Genomic DNA, 24,025 nt, shown 5'->3' on the forward strand with positions numbered 1-24,025 from the left:
CGCCTCGGCCCGCAGGGAGGGTCTGCGGGCACTACGAAGCGAACTGCGAGGAGATCTCATGGGATCCGTCATCAAGAAGCGCCGCAAGCGCATGGCCAAGAAGAAGCACCGCAAGCTGCTTCGCAAGACACGCCACCAGCGTCGCAACAAGAAGTGAGGCGAGCGGCCCGTCCGCGCCTCGGGGCTCCGTGCACACCGCTGGTGTGAGCGGGGCCCTGCTTGTCTCTCATGAGAAACTGACCAGGAAGAGCGGAGACCTCCGTTGACCACCGCCCCAGATGACCGCACCCCCATTGATCCGTCGGATGCTGCGCCGTCGAGAGAGCCGCAGCTGGTGGAGGGTGACTGCACCATCCCGCTGAGCGCCGACGTCGACCCCTCGGCCTGGCCCGAGCCCGTCCAGGCCCTGGCGCACGCGCCCGGGTCCGGCGTGCGGCCGACCAGGCTGGCCGAGCTGACCACCCTGCGCGTGGGCGGCCCGGTGGGCAGCTACGTCGAGGCCACCACCCAGAGCGAGTTGACCGAGGCGATCCGCGAAGCGGATGCCGCGGGCACCCCCGTCCTCGTCGTCGGAGGCGGCTCCAACATCATGGCCTCCGACGCCGGCTTCGACGGGCTCGTCATCCGCGACGCCCGCGCCGAGGTCTCGCTCGTCTCGGACTCGATGTGCGGGGGCGTCGAGGTCACGGCCACCGCCGGCACCACCTGGGACGACCTGGTGCGCGAGGCCATCGCGAGCCAGTGGGCCGGATTTGCGCCCCTGTCCGGGATCCCCGGTACGGTCGGGGCCGCTCCGGTGCAGAACATCGGGGCCTACGGCGCCGAGGTCGCCGAGCTCATCGCCAGCGTGCGAGCCTGGGACCGCCTGCGCAACCGGGTGGTCTGGCTTGCCCTCGGCGAGCTGGGACTGGCCTACCGCGACTCCCGTCTCAAGCAGTCCCTCACCGACGCCGAGGCCGGCGGCGGGCGCCTGTGGGGGCCGACCGGGCGCTGGGTGGTCCTGGACGCCACCTTCGCCGTGCGGCAGGGCTCCCTGTCCTCCCGCGTCGCCTACTCCCAGTTGGCCGGTGCCCTCGGCGTCGAACTGGGCGAGCGCGTGCCCGAGCGCGAGCTGCGTGAGGCGGTCCTTGAGCTGCGCCGCTCCAAGGGGATGGTTCTCGACGACGCTGACCACGACACCTGGTCGGCCGGCTCCTTCTTCACTAACCCGATCCTGACTACGGCCGAGGCCGAGCGCTTGCCCGCAGATGCTCCCCGCTTCCCGGTCACCGACCACTCCCAGGTGGTGCTCGGCACCAAAGAAGCCCCCGTCGTCGAGGGTCTGGTCAAGACCAGTGCCGCCTGGCTCATCGACCACGCCGGCTTCACCAAGGGCTTCACCGTGGAGGCCGGGGCTCCGGCCGGGCTGTCCACCAAGCACGTCCTGGCCCTGACCAACCGGGGTGGCGCCACCGGCGCGGACCTGGCACGCCTACGCGATACGGTGGTGGCCGGCGTCCGTGAGCGCTACGGCATCACCCTCGTGCCCGAGCCCGTCCAGGTCGGCTTCTAGACTCCCGGCTCGAGCGGGCTGGAGGCCTCGGCTCAGTCGGTCTCGGGATTCGTGGCCGGGTCGGGAGCCGCCAGCCAGGCGTCCACCTCGGCCAGCCAGGCTCGCTTGGCCGTCGGCGAGGCCAATGAGGCGCGGATCGAGGCGCGGGCCAGCTCGGCCAACTCGACGTCGTCACAGCCCAGGGTCCGGGCGATCTCGTACTGGTCGACGAGTCGGGACTGGAAGAGCAGCGGATCGTCGGCGCTCAGGGCGATCTGCGCGCCGTGACTCATGAGCGTGCGCAGGGGGACGTCGTCGGGGCTGCGGTAGACGCCCAGGCTCACGTTGGAGGCGGGGCAGACCTCGAGGCTGATGCCGGCGGCGACGATCGCGTCCAGCAGCGCGGGATCCTCGCTGGCGCGCACCCCGTGGCCCAGTCGCGTGGGGCCGAGCGCGGAGACGACGTCGCGCAGGTGGTCGGGTCCCAGGAGCTCTCCGCCGTGCGGCATGGAGGCGAGGCCGCCCCTGCGGGCGATGGCGAAAGCCCGCTCCCAGGAGGAGGTCTGTCCGGCGCGCTCGTCGTTGGACAGGCCGAAGCCGACCACCTCTCCCGGCTGATCCCCGGCGTAGCGCACCGCCAGGCGGGCAAGCGTGCGGGCATCCAAGGGGTGGCGCATCCGGGAGGCCGCCACGATGACGGCCACCTCCACGCCGGTCAGGGTGGTGGCCTGTTCGGCGGCGTCGAGGATGACCTCCAGGGCGGGGGTGATCCCGCCGACGAAGGGGGCGTAGCTGGTGGGGTCGACCTGGATCTCCAAACGGCGCGAGCCCTCGGCGGCGTCATCGAGCGCGGCCTCCAGGACGATGCGTCGCATGACCTCCTCGGTGCGAACCAGAGCCCTGGCGGTGTCGTAGGCGCGCTGGAAGCGGAACCAGCCGCGCCGGTCAGCGGGTACGTGCAGAGGGTCTCCGTCCAGGAAGCTGGAGGGCAGGCGCGTGCGCGTGGAGGAGGCCAGCTCAATGAGGGTGTCCAGGCGCATCGAACCCGTGAAGTGCAGGTGCAGGTGCGCTTTGGGTAGGGCGGCGAGGTCGCGCATGGGTGGATTCTTCCACGTTCCTGCCGATCGTCTCGCCCGCGACAGTCTTCAGCAGGGCAGGCGGGCTCTTCCGCTGTTGCCGAACACCAATGGTCGTTTTAGCGGCGAACCATCAGGTGGGTGGGGCACACTAACTGTCATGAACCACTCGTCGGCGTCCCAGGAGCCCGAGGAGGTGGCCCTGTTGACGGGGCCGCGCGCAGCCTCCGTGCTCTCCGCCGCCCTCGCCCCGGCGGGTCAGCGTCTGGCCAGTTGGGAGGTCCACTCGGTCCATCACCGTCCCGGAGCGGGAGTGTCCGTGGGGTACACGGCCGTTGTCGTCGCCCCCAATGGGCGCTCCACCACTGAGTACCTGTGCGCGACGACGGCGCGCCTGTCCAACCCACATGCCCCGGGCCTGACCCGGGTGGCCCCCACCGGTGGGGACGGCCCTGCGGTCCACGTGTGGCGCCACCCGGCCGACCCCGAGCTGCCGGGGCTGGTGGTGGCCTGTACTCCTTCACTGCTCTCGGCACGGATCGGCACTCAGGTCAAGGCGACCATGGTCGCCTACCGGCCCACGCGCCGTGCCGTCGTGCGCGCAACCTTCCCGGATGAGACGACCGCCTACGCCAAGGTCCTGCGTCCGAGTCAGGCACCGTCCTTCGCCCAGCGCCACCGCCTGCTGACGGCCTCCGGAGTGCCGGCGCCCGAAGTCCTGCGAGAGGATCCTGACGGGCTCGTGCTCCTATCCACGGGGCGTGGTGTGGCCCTGTCGGGCCTGCTGTCCCAGGGGATGAGCGTCTCGCGCAGCGAGCGCGTCTTCAACGGCCTCATCTCGCTGCTGGACGCTCTGCCGGCCAGTGCCATGCAGCTGCCCGCACACGCCGCCTGGTCCGAGCGGGCCCGCCACTACGCGCACGCCGCCGCTACGGTCCTGCCCGAGCATGCCGCCCGAGCCCGGGCCGTGGCCGAGGGGGTCGAGCAGCTCATGGCCAGCTCCGACACCGGTCGGCCGATGCCGGTCCACGGAGACTTCTACGAGGCGAACGTCCTCATGGAGGGAGAAGCCGTCACCAGCCTGCTCGATGTCGACTCCCTGGGACCCGGTTACCGGGTCGACGACCTGGCCTGCCTGCTCGGTCACGTCAGCGTCCTGGATCACCTGGCACCCGCCTCCTACCCGAAGCTGCGTCCCATCCTGGAGACCTGGACCCGTATGGCCGAGCAACAGGTCGACCCGGTCTCGCTGCGCGCTCGCTGTGCCGGTGTGGTCCTGTCCCTGGTGGCCGGGGCTCGGCGCGAGGACGGCGGCCCGTGGCGCCCCGACGCCGAGGGTCGCCTGGCCCGCGCCGAAACCTGGCTAGCGCAGGGCCGTGAGATCCAGGCCCGCCGCGGCGCGCACTAAGTCCGCGCCGAGCCGGGCATTTTTCGCGGTGCCCGACATAAATTCTGTTGGTCTCGGCGGAACATGCCCGGCTCGAGGAGATCAGAACTCGACGTGAGACTCCCGGGAGAGGGTGAATCCGCGTCCGGTGATCGTGTTCCAACAGGTCATCCCCTTGGCCTGCGAGGCGCAGGCGTAGTCGGAGAACGTCGTGGTCTGCCCATACTGGAGCGTGTGGAAAGTGTCGCCCGGTTGTCCCAGAAATTTCTCGCCGCATCGGAGCCTGGGGCGGCCGGCGTCCACGGAGATGGAGAACTCCCGTTCAGAACAGTCCTGCATCCCGGAGGAGGCGTAGCTCCGCTCCAGGATCGAGCAGGCGACACCCGCCTCATAGAGTTCGCAGGAGATGTTCTTCGACGGGGTATCCACGTACTGGTAGGAGTACGTCTGAGCCTGCGGGGGAAGTGTCGGGACTCCGGAGAGTGTTGGCGCGTCCTCAGCGGTGAATTCTGCGCTCGGCTCTGCGGCTGGCTCGGTGTTGGGCAGAGCTGCCTTCCCCGCCGAGGTGCCCTCAGTCGTCGTGGGTTCGGTGGTGATGGAAGGGACGGCGTCGGCTTTCGTCTCCAACGACCGCCCGCGGTTGGCCAGCAGCATCCCTGCGAAGGTCCCGGCCGTAGCCACCACGAGTACCAGCATGACGACAAGGGCGGCAATCAGTCCTGTGTGAGACCTGGGGCGGGAGTCGGGACCAGACCGGCGTAGATCGCCGGATGGTGCTGGTGCGGCCATCGCCGCTAGCGCACCCCCTGAAGCCGGTAACGGAGGTATCGCCGCCGGTGGCACCGTTGGGGAGGTGCTCAGCGTCATGGTTGCCGGATCGGTCTGCGACGTCGTTCCCACAGGGGGCGCGGTGTACGGCGAGGCGCTGCAGGCGGCAGTTGAGACCGAGGGCAGTGCCGCGGTCTCCGCCGTCGCGAGCCTTCTCGATTCGGTTGGGGGCGGAGCGCTTACCGGGGATGCGGGCGATACATGAGGCGGGTCGGCCGTGTCCATCTGGAGAATCTGCTCGCGCAGCACTGCGGGGACGGCGGGATTGGCGGCGATGGTGGGCCGCAAGTCGGGAAAGGCCTTGGCAAGGTACTCCAGCACTTCGGGCTCGGTATTGGGATCAGAGGCACGACGTTCATCGTCGAAAGTGTGAGCGGGCACGAGTTGAATGATAAATCTCGCAAGTGCGCGGAAGGCCTGCCCGCAACCACATTGGTATCAAACGCCGAGCCGGGCATATTCCGCGGTGCCCGACAGAAAATCTGTTGGTCTCGGCGGAACATGCCCGGCTCGGGAAAATATGGTGCTTCTGCTACTCGACCTCTGCCAGGAGCGTCTGGATCCGCCCCACGCCCTCGGCCAGATCGTCGTCGCCCAGCGCGTAGGACAGCCGCAGGAAGCCGGAGGGCCCGAAGGCCTCACCGGGAACGACGGCGACCTCGGCGTGCTCCAGGATGAGCGCGGCCAGCGTGGCCGAGCTGTCGATCTCAGTGCCGCGCAGCGTGCGCCCGAGCAGCCCCTCGATGCTGGGGTAGGCGTAGAAGGCGCCGCGTGGTACGGGGACAGTCAACCCTTCGATCTGCGAAAGCATCTTCACCATGGTGCGCCGGCGCCGATCGAAGGCGGCGCGCATCTGCTCGACCGCGGACAGGTCCCCGCTCACGGCCGCCAGCGCCGCGCGCTGCGAGACGTTGGCGACGTTGGAGGTCAGGTGGGACTGGAAGTTGGTGGCGGCCTTGATGACATCGCTCGGAGCGAGCATCCAGCCTACGCGCCATCCGGTCATGGCATAGGTCTTGGCCACACCGTTGAGGACGATCGTCTGCTCGGCCAGCTCGGGAACCAGCTTGACGATGTGCGCGACCTGGGCGCCGTCGTAGAGGAGGTGCTCGTAGATCTCGTCGGTGATGACCCAGATGCCCTGCTCCAGCGCCCATTGGCCGATCGCGGTCAGCTCCTCGGGCGTGTAGACCGAGCCGGTCGGGTTCGACGGCGAGCACAGCAGCAGCACCTTGGTGCGCTCCGTACGGGCGGCCTCGAGCTGGTCGACGCCGACCTTGTAGTCCTGGTCGGCGCCGGCGAAGACCTCCACGGTGGTGCCCCCGGCCAAAGCGATGGCCTCGGGATAGGTGGTCCAGTAGGGCGCGGGCAGCAGAACCTCGTCACCGGGGTCGACGAGCGCTGCGAAGGCCTGGAAGACGGCCTGCTTGCCGCCGTTGGTCACCAGGATGTCGTCGGGGGAGACCTCGTAGCCGGAGTCGCGCAGCGTCTTGGTGGCGATGGCTTCGCGCAGGACCGGCAGACCCTTGGCGGGGGAGTACTTGTGGTTGGCCGGGTCCTTCGCGGCGGCGACGGCAGCCTCGACGATGTAGTCGGGGGTGGGGAAGTCGGGCTCGCCGGCGCCGAAGCCGATGACTGGGCGGCCGGCGGCCTTGAGGGCCTTGGCCTTGGCGTCGACGGCCAGGGTGGCGGAGGGGGCGATAGCGGACAGGCGGGCGGAAACGCGGTGTGCGGGTGCAGGTGTCACGCGACCAATGGTCCCACGAGCCGTGAAACCTGCACGTCGAAAACGCGTCCGCCCGGCGATTCGCACTCACGTGGACTCTCGTGATGCGGCCGGAGGCGGCGTGGCGCACCCCACGGCCTGTGGTTACCGCAAATGTCTGCTCGTGTGGCAGACTAGAGCACCGCTGAAGGGCAGTGGCGCAATTGGTAGCGCACCGGTCTCCAAAACCGGCGGTTGTGGGTTCGAGTCCCGCCTGCCCTGCTGAGAACGGCGGATCTGTCGGGAGATCCCGTCGGTTTCGTCTTCTCCCCGCTGTGCGGGAACTGACCTGACCGTCGACCCTGAGGACCCAGATTCATGAGCGAGAGCGCACGCGCCGCGGCAGGCAAGCCGGACAGGAAGCGCGGCTTCTTCGGGCGCATCGCCCTGTTCATCCGCCAGGTCATTGACGAGCTGCGCAAGGTGGTCTGGCCCACCATGAACGAGCTGTGGACCTACTTCACGGTGGTTGTCGTCTTCATCGTCGCCATCATGGCCTTCACCGGGGTGCTGGACTTCGCCTTCAACCGGGCCATCATGTGGCTCTTCGCCTGATTTCGCGGTTTCGGCGACCGCGCCCTCGTCGGGAGTGGCCGGTTCCGTCCCTGGCCGCTTCTCTCACCTCCGCTGCCGTCCGTGCAGCCCGTCGTAACCGCTCGTCTCACGCCACTGGAAAGCAGGTACACCATGTCTGAGGACGTCTCCTCGCAGACCACCCCCGACGACGCCGAGGGCCTCACTGCGCTCGCCGCCGTTGACGAGCCGGCTGAGACTGACGAGGTAGTCGAGGCAGTCGAAGCCGACGCCGCCGCTGAGACGGCTGCCGCAATGACCGATGACGCCGTTGAGGCTGACGAGGCCGTTGAGCCCACCGAGCCGGCAGAACCGGCCGAGCCCGCCGAGCCTGCCCAGGAGGCGCCCGTCGTCGACCCGCTGGCCGAGTTCCGCCGCCAGATGTCCGTGCTTCCGGGGCAGTGGTACGTGCTGCACACCTACTCCGGCTACGAGCGCCGCGTGGCCACCGACATCATGGCCCGCGCTGAGAACTTCGAGGTTGAGGACTACATCTTCGATGCCACCGTCCCCATGGAGACGGTCATCGAGATCAAGAACGGCAACAAGAAGAAGGAAGTCTCCCGGGTGCGCATCCCCGGCTACGTGTTCGTGCGCATGGACCTGGATGACCCGGAGACCTCCGACAAGGTGTGGCGCACCATCAAGGACACTCCGGCCGTCACCGGCTTCGTGGGAGACCGCTACAACCCGGTGCCGCTGACCTTCGAGGAGGCTGTCGCCCAGCTCGGCCCCACGCCCGAGGAGATCGCCGCCAAGGAGACCGCGGCCGTCGAGACCGCCGCTCCCGAGTCTGGCGCCGGCACCCAGATCGCCACGGGGGGTCAGGTCTTCGAGGTCGCCTTCGAGGTCGGCGAGTCCGTCATCGTCACCGACGGCCCCTTCGAGTCCCTGCCGGCCACGATCTCCGAGATCCACCCCGAGACCCAGAAGCTCCAGGTGCTCATCTCCCTGTTCGGCCGCGACACCCCGGCCGAGCTCTCCTTCACCCAGGTCGCCAAGATCTGAGACCGACCTCGAGATTCCCGTCATCCGCCGTGGCCCGACGATGCGCACTCTGCGTCGTCGGGCCACTGGTCGCCTGGGCCGACCGCCCGGGCGGTCGACGGGAGCCACGTATCACAGGCCGTTGTCATGTGATAACGCGCACCGGGGGCCCTGGGCCGCTCCGCGGAGGGCTACGATGAGCGCTTGTGCGTGTGTACGCACCCAACCGCTGCACGGCAGGCGTGCAGCACATCCGGACAAGTAAGAAGGACCCATTCCTATGGCCCCTAAGAAGAAGGTCGCCGGGCTGATCAAGCTCCAGATCCAGGCCGGCCAGGCCAACCCCGCACCGCCGATCGGCCCCGCCCTGGGTGCCCACGGCGTCAACATCATGGAGTTCTGCAAGGCGTACAACGCGGCGACCGAGTCGCAGCGCGGCAACGTCATCCCCGTGGAGATCACCGTCTACGAGGATCGCTCCTTCACCTTCATCACCAAGACCCCGCCGGCCGCCGAGCTCATCAAGAAGGCCGCGGGCGTCCCCAAGGGATCCGCCACCCCCCACACCGTGAAGGTGGCCTCCCTGACCCAGGCTCAGGTGCGTGAGATCGCCGAGTCCAAGATGCCCGACCTCAACGCCAACGACGTCGAGGCCGCCGCCAAGATCATCGCCGGCACCGCCCGCTCCATGGGCATCACCGTCGAGGCCTGAGGCACTCGCCGGCCTACCGGCTCTCTCAACTCAACCCCATACGAAACCGTGGAAGGGCCTCGCGCGGCCCGAACACCACGACTGCAAGGAGAAGCAGATGACCAAGCGCTCCAAGGCCTACCGCGCCGCGGCCGAGAAGATCCAGTCCGGAGTCCTCTACACCCCGGCCGAGGCCATTCACCTGGCCAAGTCCACCTCCATTACCAAGTTCGACGCCACCGTGGATGTCGTCTTCCGCCTGGGCGTCGACCCCCGCAAGGCGGACCAGATGGTCCGTGGCACCGTGTCCCTGCCGCACGGTACCGGTAAGACCGCCCGCGTCGTCGTCTTCGCCCAGGGCGAGCGGGCCGAGCAGGCCCTCGCCGCCGGCGCGGACGAGGTCGGTGGCGACGAGCTCATCGAGAAGGTCGCCAAGGGCTACACGGACTTCGACGCCGCCGTGGCCACCCCCGACCTCATGGGTAAGGTCGGCCGCCTGGGTCGCGTCCTGGGCCCCCGCGGCCTCATGCCCAACCCTCGCACCGGCACCGTGACGATGGACGTGGCCAAGGCCGTTTCCGACATCAAGGGCGGCCGCATCGAGTTCCGCGTGGACCGCGCCTCCAACCTCCACTTCATCATCGGCAAGGTTTCCTTCTCCGAGGAGCAGCTGGAGACGAACTTCCAGGCCGCCCTGGAGGAGGTCCTGCGCCTCAAGCCTTCGACCTCGAAGGGCCGCTACATCCTCAAGGCCACCATGACTACCACCATGGGTCCCGGCATCCCGCTGGACGTCACCAAGGCCTGAGGCTCTTCATCCTTCATGACGGTGTCGGCCGCCTCCCACATGGGAGGCGGCCGACACCGTCGCTTGCGTTTCAGCTGCTGACGGGGATGTCGGTGAGGCGGTAGGCGTAGCTGCTGTCGCTACTCTTGCCCTGATGGTCCACTGTCACAGTGTCGCCGCCGGGATCGGGCCAGACGACGCAGACGGTGGTGACGGCTCCGCCCTTGAGCACGTCGCCGGTGTGCAGCTCGGTGAGGGGGATGTGGGCGTTGATGTCGGTCTGCTGGTAGTCGGCGGGGAAGACTCGTTCGGTGCCGGTGATAAGGGTCAGCCCGTCGGCAGCGCCGAAGGTGGCGATGACACCGTGATTCTCATCGCGCTGGTTGCCAAAAACGGTCTGCGGATCGCTGAGTAACGGTGTGAGTGGGGCGCCGGTGGAACCGGATTTGACGGTGCAGGTCAGGGTTCCCAGGAGGAAGCCGCCGGTGCGGGTGACCTGGTCGATGCTGATGGTGACCTCGCCACTGGTGCCGGTCCCTTTGGACGTCAGGGTGACGCCCTCACTGCCCTTGGCGACGGCGCCTTGTGGGGTGGGTAGGGAGCCGCTTCCGCTGCCGGCAGTGGTAGTAGGAGACGCGCTTGAGCCGTCCTTCTTACTGGTGGTGCCGCCGGTGGGGGTGAGGGTGATCTCGACTCTTCGGTTGGCGGCCCTGGCCTCGTCGGTGGTGTCGTTGACTCGGGGCTCGCTCTCGCCCTTGCCGGTGGCGGTGGGGTTCCACTTGTCGAGTGAGGTGAGTTGTTCGAGCCTGCTTTTGACGGCGTTGGCGCGCTGTTCTGAGAGAGTTTGGTTGTAGGCGTCGTCCTGGATGTCATCGGTGTGGCCCACGATGGTGAGCGTTCCGCCGTTGGGGTACTGCTTCAACTGCCCGGCCACGATCTGCAACTGGGCCTCGGCCGCCGGAGCCAATTCGGCCGAGTCCGAGGCGAAGGTGACATCGCTGGCCAGGGTGACGGTGACGTCCTCATCGCCGGTATGGGTACTCGTGGAACCGTCCAGGGTCCTCGTGTAGCGCTCGATCGCCGCGGGCTCAACGAGTTTCGGTTCGGGGGCGGGACGCTTGTCCAGCTCGGTCTGAGCGCTGGCGAGGTCGATATCGGCCTTCTGAGCGGAGTCCTTGTCCAGCACGGAAACAGTGGTGAAGCCGGTCTGGGGAACGAGGACGGTGACGGTGTCGGCGTCGACCTTGCCGAAGGACAGATAGGAGGTCGCCTTTTCTCCCGGGGCCACCTTCAGGGAGGACCCGCTGCCATCGGTCGCGTTCCAGACCCGCCCCTGATCAAGATCCAGCAGGCGCACCCCTGCGGCGCCGGCACTGACCCACCATATCGATGTCGGGCCCAGGTAGTTGCTGAGGCTGAGATTGTTGTCCCCCGTGTTGAAAACGCTGACGGATGTGTCTGCCACGGAGGCGTCGTCCTCGGCTCGGGTCAGCTCCAGGGCCATGATCGAGGTGGACTCGTCCTTGCGGATGACGGGGGAGACCCGCACCGTGACGTGGTGTCCGGAGATATGGGCGTCGAGCTCCTGCCAGTCAGTGCCGCTACCCTTAGCGTCGCCGCTGCCGGAGGACGCACCTGCTGACGGAGAGACGGCGGCATCCTCATCGCACGCGGCAAGAACGGGAAGGCCCGCAGCGGCCAAGACTGAGAGTGCGAGGAAGGATCGGCGAGGAGGAATCACCGGCGAGCAGCTGAGTAGGCGCGAGGATCGATGGGACATTGGGAGCTCCTAGGCGAGATCATCGGGAGAGTCCCTAAGACTTTAACCATGCGCAGCCCGTTGCGATAGTGATCCGACTACCTGTGGACTACTACCCATCTCCTTCCGAGTGAGCATGTCGATGACGCTCCGGTTGTCGGAAGGCTCCGAAGGATCCAACCGGACCGTACGACCTTGGCCCTTGATGAGGATGTCGGTGAGGCTGTAGGTGCTGGTGTTGATGTCGTCGACGGAAGGCATCATCTTTGGCGCGGGTCAGTTTCAGTGCCATGATCGAGGTGGTTTCGTCCTTGCGGAACGTCATTGTCCTAGTAAGAGGTGCTCCCCATGCACTCCCCATCGTTCCCCGGGGAGTCCCCATGCATTCCCCGCTCCCCATGGGTACCCCGGGTGTATCCGTATACTACACGGTATTTCCCCGTGGGAGGCTCCCCATTTTTCGGATGAAGATTTCTGCATAAGGTGTTGGCATTCCTCGGGCCGCTGTGGTCTGAGACCCAACAATGGAGGTCCCATCATGATGACTATTTCTACGAGAGTCCTGGCCGTTGTGAGTGCCATTGGTCTGGCGGCGACTCTGGCGTCCTGCCAGGACGAAAGGTCGGACTCGACAGGATCGGAAACTTCAACAGGATCAGGTGCTCCAACGTCAGCATCGGCTCCGAAATCCGCCTCCGGTACGAACGGTAGTGGAAATAATGGGACGGTCATTGAGTCACATTCCACGAGTGTTGACGGCAAGCCTGGAACTGTCTCTCTGAACTCCGTATCCGGGACGGGGACAACGGTGACTGTCATGTTCTCCGTGACGAATGATGACAAGAAGAATGACATGTGGGTCAGTGACACATTCTCCGATGGAGACGACTCGATTCCTCAGGCCGGCGGGAGCGCGAGCCCGGGCGGGAGCAAGAGCAACGCCGACGGACTGACACTTATCGAGTCGTCCTCCTCAAACGTCTACCGTGTCTCCTATGACTCCCAAGGGGGCTGCCTGTGCTCCAGCGAGCTCGCCGAGTTCGTCAAACCCGGCGAGACACTCGCGCTCCAGGCGACCTTCACCGGTGTTCCGGCGGATGCGAAGAGTGTCACCGTCACCATTCCAAATGGTGGATCCTTCAGCAATGTGGCGGTGTCTCGATGAGGTGGCAGACGCTTTGTGGAGCGCGGACGATGGGTGTGGAGCATCGCCGTCGGGCTGGGGCACGTGCTGCTGCTGTCGTCGCTGCGAGTGTCGCATCGTGGTTGGTTGCCGTTGGAGCTGCCGCCTCACCTGCAGCACCGCAGGCGGGCCGTCCGGTGGCGGCATCAGCCAACAGTGCCACAGCCGATCCGACGACGATCGTCAAACAGCCGGGAAGCGCCGGGCCCGGTAACCCCCGGGTGGTTCAGGCAGTGGATCGCCTCGTCGTCCCGGTGTCGCGATCGAGCAGCTCGGACAGTGCCGTCACCTACTCCTCGGACGGGAAGACGACCGTGGCCTCGTTATCCGGTGACGTCACCTTTGACGTCGACTCGGCCACCTTGACCGACCGCGCCAAGCAGGTACTCGACGAGATCGTCGCCCGCTGGAACGGCAAGCCGCCGGCAACGGTCACTGTGGTGGGGCACACCGACTCCGTGGCCGACGACGCCCACAACCAGACGCTCTCCGAGCAGCGGGCCAAGGCCGTGGCGGACTACCTGACCTCCAAGCTGCCGTCCCTGAACGTGCAGTCCTCCGGCAAGGGCGAGAGTGAGCCCGTGGCCTCCGAGACCAATGAGGACGGCAGCGTCAACGAGGCCGGCAAGGCTGCCAATCGTCACGTGGACGTGCGCTGGGGGTGATGCGGAACGTATCTCGGTCGGGCAGTCAGCGCAACTCGATCCACTGACCCACGGTGGCAATCTGCTTGTCGGTGATCTTCGCGCCTGCGAAGTCCACGAGGCAGATCTGTGAATCCCGGCTAATGGCCCAGAGAGACCCCTTCTTCTGGTAGGGCCAGGTGATCTGGTACTGCTGCTGTGCCAGGATAATGGTTCCGTTGGTAATGGCCGTTCGCGAGCCAATGGGCTCGTACCCGCGGGTGACAGCTCGGGCGCCATTCATTGCGAGGTTAAGAGCCTGGTAGGCGTCTTTTGCCTCGACAGACTGAGCTGTCATGAGGACGCCTGACTTGTCGGATGGATCAGTCCACTTGGTACCCCAGATACTTGACTGAGCCACCGACCGATCCCAGCCCTTGGGTACCGCGAGGAGCAGATCACCGTCGTCAAGACGGTCCCAGTCCCCGTCTGGGCCTGGATACTGACTCGACGAGCAGCCGGCAAGAATCGTAGCGGCTCCAGCAGTCGAAGCCGTGAGAAGTGCGCGTCGTCGTCCGATGGTCATTGTTGCTGCCTCGTCAAAGTTAGAGAGTTCTCAATGCCGTTGCGAAGACCATCGTCCAGAGTGGTACTCAGGAGGGTGACAACGCCTACCCCCACATCCGAGGCAAGCAGCCAAGTCCACCCCAGCCAGGATGCTGCAGGGCCCCAGTAGAAGGCGACTCTCTCGGTGGCGGGCTTGCCCCCGCTGGCCTCCCAGGAGACCCGGCCAATCTCCGAGTAGTTCTCAAAGAGGTAGGAGCTCGTGAGATTGACGGTTTGCCTGATGCCGTCGGCGGTGGTGCTCGCGTCGATGCCGGAGAGCAGGACCCGCTGCTCGAAGCTGGTATCGCTGGTCTGCAGGTCGTAGGAGACGGCATACGGGGGCCACCCGCTGCGCCGAGTGGGCCCCTTGAGGGAGGACAGCAGACTGAGAGAGATACCGGAGAAGTTAATACTGACCCAGTCCTGGGGAGCATCTTGTGGACTCTTGGACGGGGCTTGCGGCTGCTTCACGTCATCGACCGAGGTCATTCCTGACACGGGTGTTTTCTCTGGTGATCTGCTGCACGACGCGACCGCGCTCAATGAGGCGATACCGCCGGCGGCTATGAGGAAACGGCGCTTCATGAGACAATCACCGTCACAGACGAGAGGACGGAAGATATGCGGTTAAGGCTCTCCTGATTCTTCGGATCGGCGAAGACATAGATGCCGTAGCTCTCCCCACTGGGGCCGTCAACGATGATTCCCGCGCACGTGATGGGAACCTCGGCGGTCTTACGGTCCTGCAGCCACGGCGGAATGGCCGTGGTCTGCCAGTCCAGACGGTTCCCGCCGGTTCCTCCTGGAACCTCTATGGGAGTCACCGTGGGCTGAATGGACTGCGCGGTTAGTGCCTGCTGTTCTGCGGCCAGGACACTTGCTGCTGGTTTGGTTCCGGTGGTGTAGTACTCAACGGCAACTGTGAGGGGGATGCCACCCCTGCTGTCGTAGTAGGTCTGTTGCATGCCGTCGTCGTACGTGGTGGTGGCCCCGGTGATGGCGTCCCCAGGTACCTGGATCATGAGGTTACCGGTAGGAAGAATCGTCATCATACCGTCCGACGACGTGACGGTCGAACCGCTCGACGCCGATGGCTGAGATGCGGGTGCGGCGGCCGAGGTGGTGCTGGAGTCTGAGGCTCCTCTCTGGCCGCAGGCACACAAGGCGAGTACGGCCATCGTTGCCGCCGCAGCTATTACAGGAGTCTTCATGCGCTGTCCTTGCGTTGTCGTCAGGCGTCCAAAGAGGAACCGGCTAGTGGGTTTGACTTGCCAGCTGCTTCCGGTCCTTCGTGAGCTTGTCAGTGCTCCAGCTGTCGGAGAGGGCATCGAAGCCGCCGTTATCAGTAATCGCCGTGCCGTTGACAATGAGCTGCGTGGTGCGCGCCTTGGCAGCAAGGACTGCGGCGAATGTGCCACTGGCAGAGGAACCCGGCGGATCACCTACGGACAAAGAGGCCGTGGGGACGTTGATGGTACCCGACGAGATCAGGACAGTTGTGGCGTAGTCGTTGGCGAGATCACGATCGGATCCGCTGAGTGCTGAGACGTCAAGTGTTGTGGTGACCACCGTGGTGACTGCCGTGCCCGCAGAGACTTCAGAGATGCCACCGTTAGCAGATCCCTCAGTGACATGGGTGAAGGTCATCTTGTCGAGGTCGCCGCCGGTGTCGTAGGAGAGAACAACGTTGCCCAGGCAGACACGCTGACCCGCTGGGGGAGAGGTGATACCGAAGCTGTTCCATGCCGAGTCGACTTCCTGACTGTGCTCTGGAACCGGGACGTCGGCCTTGTAGGAGAGCGTGTGGCTGACGGCGCCGGTTCCATCGGGCTCAGCGGAGGTTGCTCTCCGGTACGTGATGTTGCCGCCGATTATCAGAAACGGGTACGTGGCCGAGGGTTGGGACGCTGCTGCGCTGTCAGAGGCGTTGCCCGACGCCGTCGTGCCAACTGTCAGCCGGCTAGGTGACCACTCGACCGTGGAATCGGGCGGAGCTGCCGCAGAAGGGTGAGAGTGCTTGACCCGACCGGCCCCCGTGTTCTCCGCCTGCTTGGTGACCTCCGAGGATGAGGGGGATGGGCAGGAGCGCTGGTGGGAGCACTGAGATGTCGCTCGTTTGGCCCGTGCGCCGGTGACCTGCGCGGTCACCGGGTTGGCTCCGGAACCTTCCGCGCTGTATCCGCTGGACAGTGACCGTGTGGTGTTGATGCTTTGGCGCGTTTCTGGGCCGGGGGCTGCCGCAACCGGGTGGGCGGTGCTCACCGCTGTACTGACGAACAGCGCGAGGACGGCTGCCCACACCGGATGGGAAATGTGAAAACGGCGGCGCACGGAGTGCGTCCTTTCGGTGAGGCGACAGGTGTGGAGCGGTGTTGTCGGGGTCGATACCGTTATCTGTCCGAGACTCTACGGGCAGATGCGTGCCGGTGCCAATACGGGATCGTTCGTTCGGTGGTGGCGGAGGAGATGATGCGAAGTGAGGACCACTGCCATAGGGCTGAATGAGGTACTCGTTGGAACTGCGTGAAAGGGCTACGATGGCGGGCGTTGGAGACGCGGCTGATCCGGTATGTTTAGGATACCATCCGTCGGTGCGCCGAGGAGCTGGGCCCCGCTGCGAGGATTCTGCACCCCTGGGTGGAGTAGGTCGAAGCATCCAGAGCGTCCTGTCTGGCATCACCATGAACAGAGAGGCTTATTCATAGGGTGTAGGTGAATATGATTCCGAGGACTGCTGTGATGGTTGTCTTGAAGGTTTCTAGTGGTCTTTTGTAGCCGGTGTGCAGGACTCTCCAGGTCTTGATGTTGGCGATGACTCTTTCGATCTTGTAGCGGACCTGGTTGACGGTGATGTTGTAGGCCTTGTCATCAGGGTGGAGCGGTAGGTTCGCGGGTTTTTTCTTTGGGGTGATCATGCCCAACCCGATGTAGCCCTTGTCGCCGATATGCCGCGGTGGTGATGCCCCTTCCGGGAGGTCGGCGGGTGGCACGTCAAGCAGTCCGCAGCGGCGTAAGGCCTCGGTGTCATGGACCCTTCCGTCGTGGGGGTCGGACACCCAGGCCAGGTGGCCCGTGAGGGTGCAGGCGACCTGGACGTTCAGTGCGGTGGTCCTGTGCTTGCCGGAGTACAGCTCAGGGTGTTCGGCCCAGGACCAGCACTGAAGGAGGGTGCCATCGACGATCAGCTGCACGGTGGGATCCAGATCCTCCACAGTCGGCACACTGATTTCCAAAGCCCGGGCAATCAGGGGTGTGTAGGCGGTGATGACTCGGGAGGCGGTGGCCTGCGAGACGCCGTAGAGCTCGGCGAGTTGCTCCTGGGGTAGGTTGTGCCTCAGGTATGTCAGTGTCAGACGCACGCACAGGTACAGCCCCAGCACCCGGGCCCCGAACGCCGGCAGGTCGGGGTTCTCGGCGAAAATGGTCTCGCACAGGTCCATAACCTCGCTGCGAGTGATCCTCGTGCTACTATTCATGGCGGCGGTTTGTTCTTGGTTGAGTTGGCTTAGACACCAAAACTCTCTCAAGAACAAGCCGCCACCTTACTCAGCGACACACCCCCTTTAAACACCCCTATGAATAAGCCTCAGGGTGTCGATGCCTAGGGGCAGGAAAGACAAGCTTTATAGCAGGTGGCTAATGAGGAGACGGGGTCGAGGCTGTCTAACTAATTAGCGTATTTGTGTTTGCTTGACCGTGTTGAGGTTACTTCTAAATCACGGGTCAGGTGCTGACTAGACGAGTGGAGACTCTGGCCTTCCTGCTCATTCCGGCGGGCACGTTGAAGGGTGTCGGCGTGGCGCTCGCACTGGGGGCGGACTTGGCGTCCTTCTTCTGAACAGGGGCCTTTGCCTGGGAGCGTTTTGTCACACACGTTCCATTGATCTCGAAACCGACTTGGCCGTCGCTGAGGCAGGCTCCATCCTCAGGCACGATCTTGGCGGTTGAGGTTGCAGTGAGTCGCTGGTCTGTGCCGGTCACGGCCGACTTGGTACGGACCGACACGGTGACAGTTCCCTGGGTCGTGTCCACGGAGTATGCTGTGAGTGTTGCCCCGTCCAGTGAGGCGTAGCGTTCCGCCGCTCGCTTAGCTCCCGGACCGGCGAAGGTGCCGAGTCCCCTGCCGGCATTACTCCAGAGACCGTCCTCGCTGGTGGCGTCCACGGCGTTTCCGTAGGTCGACTCGATGGAGCCAGCCCAGGCCCGTGCGGCGGCCAAGGCAGCCGCATCTGCCGCGTTGCTTGCATCGCGACGGTGGAGGATCGCATCCCCCAAGCCGGTCATGAGGCCCAGCGCCACAAATGCCACAAGTGCAGCGGCTACGCTGACGTAGGGGAGGATACTGCCACGTTCGTTAGACACCGTTTGAGAAAGCCGGATGTGTTTGCGTGGTGTTTGAGACATAGTGGTTCCTCAGCTGTTCTTGATGGGGATGTCGGTGAGGCGGTAGGCGGTGTCTTTGAGGGAGTACTTGCCTTCGAGGTGGTCGAGGATGATGGTGTCGCCGCCGGGGTCGGGCCAGGTGACGCAGATGGTGGTGGTGCCGGCTTTGAGGTGGTCGAGGAGGCGTAGTTCGGTCAGGGGGAGGTGCTGCTCGGCGTAGGCGTCGAGGTAGTCGGCAGGGAAGATGCGTTCGCCTCCGGCGATGAGGGTCAGGCCGTCGCTGGCGAGGAAGGTTGGTAGGGCTCCGCCGTCCTCGGATCGTTGGTTGGCCAGGAATGTCTGGGAGTCCTGGAGGAGGGGGTGCAATGGTGCGCCGGTGGAGCCGTCTTTGACGGTGCAGATGACGGTACCCAGGAGGTAACCGCCGGTTCGCGTGACGTAGTCGAGGCTGATGGTGACCTCTCCGCTGGTGCTGCTGCTCTTGGAAGTGAGGGTGACGCCCTCGGAGCCCTTGGCGACGGGGCCCTGTGGGTCCGGCAGCTTGCCGCTGCCATTGCTGGGGGTGGTGGTGGTATTGCTGTCTTTGGGGGTGGCGCCGCCGATGGGGGTGAGGGTGATCTCGACGCGGCGGTTGGTGGCTCGGGCCTGGTCGGTGGTGTCTTTGACCTTGGGCTGGCTCTCGCCCTTGCCGGACACACTGGTCTTCCACTTGTCGAGGCTGGTGAGCTGCTGGAGCCGGTCCTTGACGGCGTTGGCGCGTTTGTCGGAGAGGGTCTGGTTGTAGGCGTCGTCCTGGATGTCGTCGGTGTGGCCCACGATGGTGAGTGTCCCGCCGTCGGGGTGCTGCTTGAGCTGTCCGGCCACGGTCTGGAGCTGGGTGTCGGCGGCGGGGGTGAGGTCGGCAGAGTCGGGGGTGAAGGTGACATCGCTGGCTAGGGTGACGGTGATGTCCTTGCCGCCGGCCTGGGTGCTGGTGGAGTCGTCCAGGGTGCGGGTGTAGCGCTCGATGGCGACGGGGGCGGCGAGCTCGGTGGCGGCGCGTGGGTATTGGTCGATCACGGTTTGGGCGGTGCTCAGGTCGATGCCGGTCTTTTTGGCGGCGTCGGCTTCCAGGACCGAGACGGTGGTGAAGCCGGCCATGGGGACCAGGACGGTGACGGTATCGGTGTCGACCTTGCCGAAAGACAGATAGGAGGTGGTCTTCTCGCCGGGGGTGACCTCCAGGAATCCGTCGTTGTCGGCGCCGCTGCCGTCGGTGGCGCTCCACACGCGCCCGGAGCCCAGGTCGAGGAGCTTGACTCCGGAGGCCCCGGTGCCGGGGCGGAAGATGGACGGGACTCCCAGGTAACTCGAGATATTGAGCTTGTTGCTGTTTCCGCTGTGGGAGTTGGCGTTGACGTCGTCGATGGAGGCGTCGTCCTTGGCGCGGGTCAGCTTCAGCGCGATGATCGAGGTCTTCTCGTCCTTGCGGATGACGGGGGAGACCTCCACGGTCACGTTGTGGCCCATGATGTGGGCGTCGAGCTTCTGCCAGTCGGTGTTGCCGGCCTTGGCCGTGCCCTTGGCTGAGGCTGACCCGCTTGCCGGGGCCGAGCCCTTGCCTCTCGACGCGCCCGGCAGGTCGCAGCCCGCCAGCACCGACAGCCCGAGTCCCGCCAGGACCGAGAAGACCACAAAGGACCGACGAGGCAGCGCCCTCGAAGGGACACTGAGCGAACGGAAGAACACAGAGGACACAAGAACTCCTAGGCGAGAATATGCAGAACTTCCTCATCAGAGACGATCATCTCCGATGAGGAAACTCTGTTGCATACAAACAAGCGGTGGTAGGCAAATGATGGAATTACTTCAAATTCTCGATAGCATCCTTGATCTTTTTGATGACGGCGTCTCCGATACCAGACCCGTTTGCGGCGGCGATAACAAGGCCAATAATCGCTGCCGCGACGAGGGCAATGCCGGCGTACTCGACCATTGTCTGACCGCGCTCTCCATTGCGAAGGTTGATCCAGGCCTGCTGGAGACGAACCTGAAGGCGGAGAAGTGCGTTGTTGTTCATGGGTAACCTCCGTGAGTGATCGGCGCCGTGCTTGGCGCCCGGTGTTGTTGACAACTCTTAAGGTAGGGGGATGATCGCCCCGCTCGATAGGGGCATACGCCCTGTCCTGCGGCCTACTGAGCAGAGGGCGGCGACAACCAGACGGCGACCGCCTCAGCGCGGCTGTGGACGTGCAGTTTAGGGTAGGAACTGTTGAGGTAATTTTTAACTGTACGCTCTGACAGAAAAAGTTGCTGGGCGATCCTGTGGTTAGACATGCCGGTCGCAGCCAGGTCGAGGATCTCAGCCTCCCTTTCCGAGACCCGCGCACGCAAAGGGTTACTAGAAACGTTATGAGCCGACGGATTGAGCACGACATCGGCGGCTTCCTTACCGAGCACCAGGCCTCCGTTGCGGCAGGTCTCAATGGCGCTGGTCACCTCATTGATACCCAACTGACCATGAACCAAATAGCCGCGTGCGCCGGTGTCAAGCGCCTGGCGGATAGTGCCGGGGTCTCGATTTGAAGTGAGCATAATGACCGAGGCGTCGGTACTCAGTTCTGGGAGGATGTCAAGTCCGCTGCGCCCTGGAGGCATGGAAACGTCAAGTAGGATGATGTCGGGGTAGTGTATGTGGTGTGCCTCGAGTGCGGAGAACGCATCCTCCGCCTCGATGACCTCATTCACAGCATCAATATGGTCGAGTACCGAGCGGAGTCCGATGCGGACAATAGCGTTGTCGTCAACGACCATCACTTTCATATTATCTTCTCCTTGTTAGTAGTGGTGTGAAGCGATGCGATAGGGACGCGAAGTCGAACACGGGTCCCCGCAGTCAGTTCGGAGAGCGAATCGATACTGAAGGCGCCGTTCAGTGTTAAAGAACGTTCCTTTAAACCTGCCAGTCCGTAATGCCCCTCTCGGTAGAGGTCTTTGACATCCTTTCCGAGACCGATGCCGTTATCGCGGACGTCGAGGCGGAAGCAGCTGTCGTCGTGGAGTATTGAGAGGTCAACTGACGTGGCATGGGCGTGTTTCTCAATATTGGCAAGGATCTCGCCCAGGATGCGCTGAAGCTGCCACATCGCCTCGGTCGAGCAGGGGAGAGGTGCGTTCGAGTCGGTGTGATTGATGGAGATCGATATGCCTGTGCGCGCTCCCCATCTGGTGGCTTCCTCGACAAGAGCGCCAACAATATCCTCGCCGCCCCCGGAACGCAGCCCGTCAAGGACGAGCCGGGCTTCCCTGCTCGCTTCGTCCGCGGACTCGAGAAGCGTGTGACTGAGTGGGGTTTCTGGGTGGTTCTCAGCGCTGAGAGAGCTTTCCAGGGATTCGGCGAGCATGCGAATACCGTGGACGCTCTTAGCGAGCGAGTCGTGCAAATCTCTGGCAATCGTGAGTCTCTCGGCGGTGGCGCGTTCTTCTGCTCGGGCGAATGCAGCTTCGGCGGAGAGGCAACTGATTTCCATGAACTGGCTGTTCAGTCGGTTCCCGAGCAGAACACTAAAGAAGATTCCGGCAACCATGGTGGCGGCCACAACTGTGGAAATTGAGGCGTCATGTAACTTAAGGAGTGCGAGTGATAGGGTGGCGCCGACGCTCCACAATGATGCCCAGAAGGCTTGGCTTACAAGGCCGATGAGTACCGATGATGCGATAAGATAGGCAAGAGAAAGAGCAAGGCCTCCCGGGAATGTTGCAGGAAGAGTGCTGGTGATGACGCAAGTAATGACAAGGTCAGTGCATATGTAAATCCAGTTGTCGACAATGAGGTCTGGGTGTTTATTGAACACTCTCAAAGTTGCCCAGTTGATGCTTAGTCCCAGGAGGGGAACCGCAACAGCTCCTCTGTCGGCGCTTGATGCAATGATTCCGAGTTCGCAAGCCAGGATGAGTCCAAGCCGTATGTCGCAGATCAGAGCCACTGCGGTAAAAAGGGCGTGGTGGTGAATGAATCTTGATGGGGGTTGAGAGTCTTGTGAATTAGTTTCCTGCATTTCATCCGCCAAATAGTTTCGCGATAGTGTCCTGATTGGCGAACACCATTCCTCCGAGCATGAGGATCATGGCGCCTGGAACCATGGTGGTCGTGGCGATGAGTGCTACCTTGGGCTGTGCCTTAGCCGCAGCGCGGCGGACCTGCTGGGCGCGTTCGCGACGAATCTCCTTGACGATCGACGTAAGGGCGTCGCCGATAGGGGTTCCTAATTCTTCGGACTGGAGGAGTGTGGTGACGAAGTTGTCGATATTGTTGGAACGGCAGCGTTTCTTGAGAGACGTGAAGGCGTCGCGTCGAGAAACTCCGAGTCGCATCTCATGAAGTGTTTTGCGCATTTCCTCGGCAATGGGGCCATCGAAATGGTTGCAAACTCGTTCTAGTGAACTACGAAATGGCATTCCTGAACGTACTGTAATGGCAAGAATGTCCAGGAAGTCGGGTAGGTCTCGGTCGATCGCTGTCTGTCGCTTCTGAATAGTTTGAAAAAGCCAGAGGTACATCCATCCTGAGAATACCGTCCCAAATGTTAATCCGTAGATGGGGTGGCCTAACAGAGTGAACACTGCTACAAGAAGGACGCTGAGGGAAATGAATCCCGCCTCCCTCTGGATGAATAGGTCGAGGGTGAGGCCTTCTGGGTTACCTGCATTTTTCAGGTGTCGATCGAGTGTTTTTCGGTGGAGTGGCCCATAGAGGCGGCGGAGAGTCTGCTGTGTTCTGATGCCAAGTGCGTCAACCAGTAGGACAAATCCGCTTTTTCGTTCGACCTTCATGTCGTCGTTGGCGGCGATTCCAAGCTGGCTAGTGCCGTCATCCTTGATGAGGTGGATTCCGTAGGCGGCAAGGAGTACCACGAATGCCGCTGTGGCGGAATATACTATTGCGGGCATGCTACACCTCCACCCGGGAGACGATCTTCATGAGCAGGGCTCCGATTCCAAAACAGATGAGTGACACGGCAAGGATGATTCGACCGATGGATGACGATGCCATTTCGTCTAAGACTCCCGGTTTCATCATGTTCATGAGGATGATGGCCACGAGGCCGATGATTGGGACCAGGTAGGCGCTGAAGGCTGAACCGATGATGGCGGTCCGGACTTCGCGGTGCAACTGCTTGCGGTCCTCAAGGGCGAGGGCGATGTCATGCAGTGCGCCGGCCAATGCTCCTCCCGCTGTGGACTGGATGATGATCGTACGTACAAGGACATTCAGTTCGCGTGAGGGCATCCGTTGAGCGAGGTCGGAGAGCGTCCCGTCCAAGGACCATCCAAGCGCGAGCTGTGATGTGGCCCGGCTGAGTTCGGCTCGTGCCGGATCCGACATCTCTTGCGCAGCCAGAGCGAGGGATCGTTCTATGGACACTCCCGCGGATGTGCCGTTAGATAATATGCGGGAGACCTCCGGGAGCTGGGCGATGAATCGTTCCACTCGTTGAGCCGTGCGGCGACGCAACCATCGGAAGAACACCAAGGGAATGAGTGCCGCCAGGATGCTGCCGGCTATCTGTCCGATTAACGGGCGCGCCAGGAAGAACGTTGCGATGATTGCCGTGATGAGAACCAGTTCGGTGATGGCTATATCCCAGCTCAGCCCGGCGCCGGACATCTTGCGCTTCAGTGGTTTACTGAAGGGCAGATGGCGAATCAAGACGAGAATACTGCTCCCCGCCCCCACTCCCTGGGCGATATCTGTGGCTCCGAGGCCTTGCGCGAGCTCGGTGGTGCGCCCCGCGTTGGCGGACATGGTGATGACTGCGGCGCTTCCGATAATGATGGTGACCGCGCCACACAGATAGATCGTGAAA

The 24,025-nt window shown here is 64.0% G+C and carries 25 protein-coding genes and 1 tRNA gene; 10 read left to right on the forward strand and 16 right to left on the reverse strand.

The genetic code is table 11. The features are described 5' to 3' along the window. Positions 1–58 precede the first annotated feature (58 nt). Both FK256_RS10805 and FK256_RS10810 read left to right on the forward strand, forming a co-directional pair. The gene (locus tag FK256_RS10805) at positions 59–157 is read left to right on the forward strand and encodes a 30S ribosomal protein bS22 (protein ID WP_003792170.1); all 99 of its coding nucleotides are present in this window, start codon (positions 59–61) and stop codon (positions 155–157) included. 105 nt (positions 158–262) lie between these two features. Further along, entirely contained in the window at positions 263–1,552 is a 1,290-nt protein-coding gene (locus tag FK256_RS10810; RefSeq protein WP_141424771.1) for a UDP-N-acetylmuramate dehydrogenase, read from the forward strand. 32 nt (positions 1,553–1,584) lie between these two features. Here the strand turns inward: FK256_RS10810 and FK256_RS10815 are convergent, their stop codons facing one another. After that, positions 1,585–2,628, reverse strand: a complete 1,044-nt coding sequence (locus FK256_RS10815; protein ID WP_021606863.1) for an adenosine deaminase — start codon at positions 2,626–2,628, stop codon at positions 1,585–1,587. Between the two features lie 139 nt (positions 2,629–2,767). Here FK256_RS10815 and FK256_RS10820 point away from each other — a divergent pair, with 139 nt between their 5' ends. Next, complete coding sequence (locus FK256_RS10820; protein ID WP_141424772.1) at positions 2,768–4,015, forward strand: phosphotransferase; 1,248 nt, start codon at positions 2,768–2,770, stop codon at positions 4,013–4,015. 81 nt (positions 4,016–4,096) lie between these two features. Here the strand turns inward: FK256_RS10820 and FK256_RS14685 are convergent, their stop codons facing one another. Next, entirely contained in the window at positions 4,097–5,203 is a 1,107-nt protein-coding gene (locus tag FK256_RS14685) for a variant leucine-rich repeat-containing protein (protein ID WP_244936377.1), read from the reverse strand. A 151-nt stretch (positions 5,204–5,354) separates the two neighbouring features. Next, positions 5,355–6,569, reverse strand: a complete 1,215-nt coding sequence (locus tag FK256_RS10830; protein WP_141424773.1) for a pyridoxal phosphate-dependent aminotransferase — start codon at positions 6,567–6,569, stop codon at positions 5,355–5,357. 167 nt (positions 6,570–6,736) lie between these two features. Between FK256_RS10830 and FK256_RS10835 the strand changes: the two genes are divergently transcribed. From FK256_RS10835 to rplA, 5 genes are all read left to right on the forward strand, one after another. Then, a tRNA-Trp gene (locus FK256_RS10835) sits at positions 6,737–6,809 on the forward strand. Between the two features lie 96 nt (positions 6,810–6,905). Further along, on the forward strand, positions 6,906–7,142 hold the full coding sequence (secE, locus tag FK256_RS10840; RefSeq protein WP_009233244.1) for a preprotein translocase subunit SecE: 237 nt from the start codon (positions 6,906–6,908) through the stop codon (positions 7,140–7,142). A gap of 132 nt (positions 7,143–7,274) precedes the next feature. Further along, entirely contained in the window at positions 7,275–8,168 is an 894-nt protein-coding gene (gene nusG, locus FK256_RS10845; protein WP_141424774.1) for a transcription termination/antitermination protein NusG, read from the forward strand. A gap of 259 nt (positions 8,169–8,427) precedes the next feature. Beyond that, complete coding sequence (gene rplK / locus FK256_RS10850) at positions 8,428–8,859, forward strand: 50S ribosomal protein L11 (protein WP_009233246.1); 432 nt, start codon at positions 8,428–8,430, stop codon at positions 8,857–8,859. Between the two features lie 97 nt (positions 8,860–8,956). Beyond that, a complete protein-coding gene (gene rplA / locus FK256_RS10855) occupies positions 8,957–9,646 on the forward strand; it encodes a 50S ribosomal protein L1 (RefSeq protein WP_009233247.1) in 690 nt (229 codons plus the stop codon). A gap of 70 nt (positions 9,647–9,716) precedes the next feature. Here rplA and FK256_RS10860 read toward each other — a convergent pair whose 3' ends face one another. Further along, entirely contained in the window at positions 9,717–11,405 is a 1,689-nt protein-coding gene (locus FK256_RS10860) for an OmpA family protein (RefSeq protein WP_141424775.1), read from the reverse strand. A gap of 796 nt (positions 11,406–12,201) precedes the next feature. On the opposite strand from FK256_RS10860, the gene FK256_RS14310 reads away from it, so the two are divergent. Together FK256_RS14310 and FK256_RS10870 are read left to right on the forward strand one after the other, a co-directional pair. After that, positions 12,202–12,549 (forward strand): hypothetical protein, encoded by a 348-nt coding sequence (locus FK256_RS14310; RefSeq protein ID WP_170197954.1) that lies wholly within the window; start codon positions 12,202–12,204, stop codon positions 12,547–12,549. Between the two features lie 155 nt (positions 12,550–12,704). Further along, positions 12,705–13,232: an OmpA family protein gene (locus tag FK256_RS10870; protein WP_244936379.1), complete on the forward strand. Its 528-nt coding sequence runs from the start codon at positions 12,705–12,707 to the stop codon at positions 13,230–13,232. A 25-nt stretch (positions 13,233–13,257) separates the two neighbouring features. On the opposite strand, the gene FK256_RS14690 is transcribed toward FK256_RS10870, so the two are convergent. The 12 genes from FK256_RS14690 to FK256_RS10930 form a co-directional block, all read right to left on the reverse strand. Next, complete coding sequence (locus tag FK256_RS14690; RefSeq protein WP_244936380.1) at positions 13,258–13,548, reverse strand: hypothetical protein; 291 nt, start codon at positions 13,546–13,548, stop codon at positions 13,258–13,260. 224 nt (positions 13,549–13,772) lie between these two features. Beyond that, complete coding sequence (locus FK256_RS10880; protein WP_211343573.1) at positions 13,773–14,285, reverse strand: hypothetical protein; 513 nt, start codon at positions 14,283–14,285, stop codon at positions 13,773–13,775. 92 nt (positions 14,286–14,377) lie between these two features. Continuing rightward, on the reverse strand, positions 14,378–15,007 hold the full coding sequence (locus tag FK256_RS10885) for a hypothetical protein (RefSeq protein ID WP_244936382.1): 630 nt from the start codon (positions 15,005–15,007) through the stop codon (positions 14,378–14,380). Positions 15,008–15,050: 43 nt separating this feature from the next. Next, positions 15,051–16,127 (reverse strand): hypothetical protein, encoded by a 1,077-nt coding sequence (locus FK256_RS10890; protein WP_141424779.1) that lies wholly within the window; start codon positions 16,125–16,127, stop codon positions 15,051–15,053. A gap of 368 nt (positions 16,128–16,495) precedes the next feature. After that, positions 16,496–17,272: a transposase family protein gene (locus FK256_RS10895; RefSeq protein WP_244936383.1), complete on the reverse strand. Its 777-nt coding sequence runs from the start codon at positions 17,270–17,272 to the stop codon at positions 16,496–16,498. 247 nt (positions 17,273–17,519) lie between these two features. Next, on the reverse strand, positions 17,520–18,200 hold the full coding sequence (locus tag FK256_RS10900; RefSeq protein WP_141424780.1) for a pilus assembly protein TadG-related protein: 681 nt from the start codon (positions 18,198–18,200) through the stop codon (positions 17,520–17,522). A 9-nt stretch (positions 18,201–18,209) separates the two neighbouring features. After that, positions 18,210–19,688, reverse strand: a complete 1,479-nt coding sequence (locus FK256_RS10905) for an OmpA family protein (RefSeq protein ID WP_425321592.1) — start codon at positions 19,686–19,688, stop codon at positions 18,210–18,212. A gap of 334 nt (positions 19,689–20,022) precedes the next feature. After that, a complete protein-coding gene (locus tag FK256_RS10910) occupies positions 20,023–20,238 on the reverse strand; it encodes a Flp family type IVb pilin (RefSeq protein ID WP_141424781.1) in 216 nt (71 codons plus the stop codon). 113 nt (positions 20,239–20,351) lie between these two features. Continuing rightward, the gene (locus tag FK256_RS10915; RefSeq protein ID WP_141424782.1) at positions 20,352–20,981 is read right to left on the reverse strand and encodes a response regulator transcription factor; all 630 of its coding nucleotides are present in this window, start codon (positions 20,979–20,981) and stop codon (positions 20,352–20,354) included. After that, the gene (locus FK256_RS10920; RefSeq protein ID WP_211343568.1) at positions 20,978–22,228 is read right to left on the reverse strand and encodes a sensor histidine kinase; all 1,251 of its coding nucleotides are present in this window, start codon (positions 22,226–22,228) and stop codon (positions 20,978–20,980) included. The genes FK256_RS10915 and FK256_RS10920 overlap by 4 nt, the downstream gene beginning before the upstream one ends. Continuing rightward, a complete protein-coding gene (locus tag FK256_RS10925; protein ID WP_141424784.1) occupies positions 22,218–23,108 on the reverse strand; it encodes a type II secretion system F family protein in 891 nt (296 codons plus the stop codon). Before FK256_RS10925 ends, FK256_RS10920 begins: the two co-directional genes overlap by 11 nt. 1 nt (position 23,109) lies before the next feature. After that, positions 23,110–23,964: a type II secretion system F family protein gene (locus FK256_RS10930; protein ID WP_244936385.1), complete on the reverse strand. Its 855-nt coding sequence runs from the start codon at positions 23,962–23,964 to the stop codon at positions 23,110–23,112. Positions 23,965–24,025: the final 61 nt, after the last annotated feature.

The sequence above is a fragment of the Actinomyces johnsonii genome, assembly GCF_006546835.1.
Classification (GTDB): Bacteria; Actinomycetota; Actinomycetes; order Actinomycetales; family Actinomycetaceae; genus Actinomyces; species Actinomyces johnsonii.

What these genes read in the sequence shown, in the direction of transcription:
- FK256_RS10805 (WP_003792170.1), top strand. Translation starts at nt 59, where the DNA reads ATGGGATCCGTCATCAAGAAGCGCCGCAAGCGCATGGCCAAGAAGAAG.
- FK256_RS10815 (WP_021606863.1), bottom strand. Translation starts at nt 2,628, where the DNA reads ATGCGCGACCTCGCCGCCCTACCCAAAGCGCACCTGCACCTGCACTTC.
- FK256_RS10820 (WP_141424772.1), top strand. Translation starts at nt 2,768, where the DNA reads ATGAACCACTCGTCGGCGTCCCAGGAGCCCGAGGAGGTGGCCCTGTTG.
- secE (WP_009233244.1), top strand. Translation starts at nt 6,906, where the DNA reads ATGAGCGAGAGCGCACGCGCCGCGGCAGGCAAGCCGGACAGGAAGCGC.
- nusG (WP_141424774.1), top strand. Translation starts at nt 7,275, where the DNA reads ATGTCTGAGGACGTCTCCTCGCAGACCACCCCCGACGACGCCGAGGGC.
- rplK (WP_009233246.1), top strand. Translation starts at nt 8,428, where the DNA reads ATGGCCCCTAAGAAGAAGGTCGCCGGGCTGATCAAGCTCCAGATCCAG.
- rplA (WP_009233247.1), top strand. Translation starts at nt 8,957, where the DNA reads ATGACCAAGCGCTCCAAGGCCTACCGCGCCGCGGCCGAGAAGATCCAG.
- FK256_RS10860 (WP_141424775.1), bottom strand. Translation starts at nt 11,405, where the DNA reads ATGTCCCATCGATCCTCGCGCCTACTCAGCTGCTCGCCGGTGATTCCT.
- FK256_RS14310 (WP_170197954.1), top strand. Translation starts at nt 12,202, where the DNA reads ATGTTCTCCGTGACGAATGATGACAAGAAGAATGACATGTGGGTCAGT.
- FK256_RS14690 (WP_244936380.1), bottom strand. Translation starts at nt 13,548, where the DNA reads ATGACAGCTCAGTCTGTCGAGGCAAAAGACGCCTACCAGGCTCTTAAC.
- FK256_RS10880 (WP_211343573.1), bottom strand. Translation starts at nt 14,285, where the DNA reads ATGACCTCGGTCGATGACGTGAAGCAGCCGCAAGCCCCGTCCAAGAGT.
- FK256_RS10885 (WP_244936382.1), bottom strand. Translation starts at nt 15,007, where the DNA reads ATGAAGACTCCTGTAATAGCTGCGGCGGCAACGATGGCCGTACTCGCC.
- FK256_RS10895 (WP_244936383.1), bottom strand. Translation starts at nt 17,272, where the DNA reads ATGAATAGTAGCACGAGGATCACTCGCAGCGAGGTTATGGACCTGTGC.
- FK256_RS10900 (WP_141424780.1), bottom strand. Translation starts at nt 18,200, where the DNA reads ATGTCTCAAACACCACGCAAACACATCCGGCTTTCTCAAACGGTGTCT.
- FK256_RS10905 (WP_425321592.1), bottom strand. Translation starts at nt 19,688, where the DNA reads ATGGGCCACAACGTGACCGTGGAGGTCTCCCCCGTCATCCGCAAGGAC.
- FK256_RS10910 (WP_141424781.1), bottom strand. Translation starts at nt 20,238, where the DNA reads ATGAACAACAACGCACTTCTCCGCCTTCAGGTTCGTCTCCAGCAGGCC.
- FK256_RS10915 (WP_141424782.1), bottom strand. Translation starts at nt 20,981, where the DNA reads ATGAAAGTGATGGTCGTTGACGACAACGCTATTGTCCGCATCGGACTC.
- FK256_RS10925 (WP_141424784.1), bottom strand. Translation starts at nt 23,108, where the DNA reads ATGCCCGCAATAGTATATTCCGCCACAGCGGCATTCGTGGTACTCCTT.
- FK256_RS10930 (WP_244936385.1), bottom strand. Translation starts at nt 23,964, where the DNA reads ATGTCCGCCAACGCGGGGCGCACCACCGAGCTCGCGCAAGGCCTCGGA.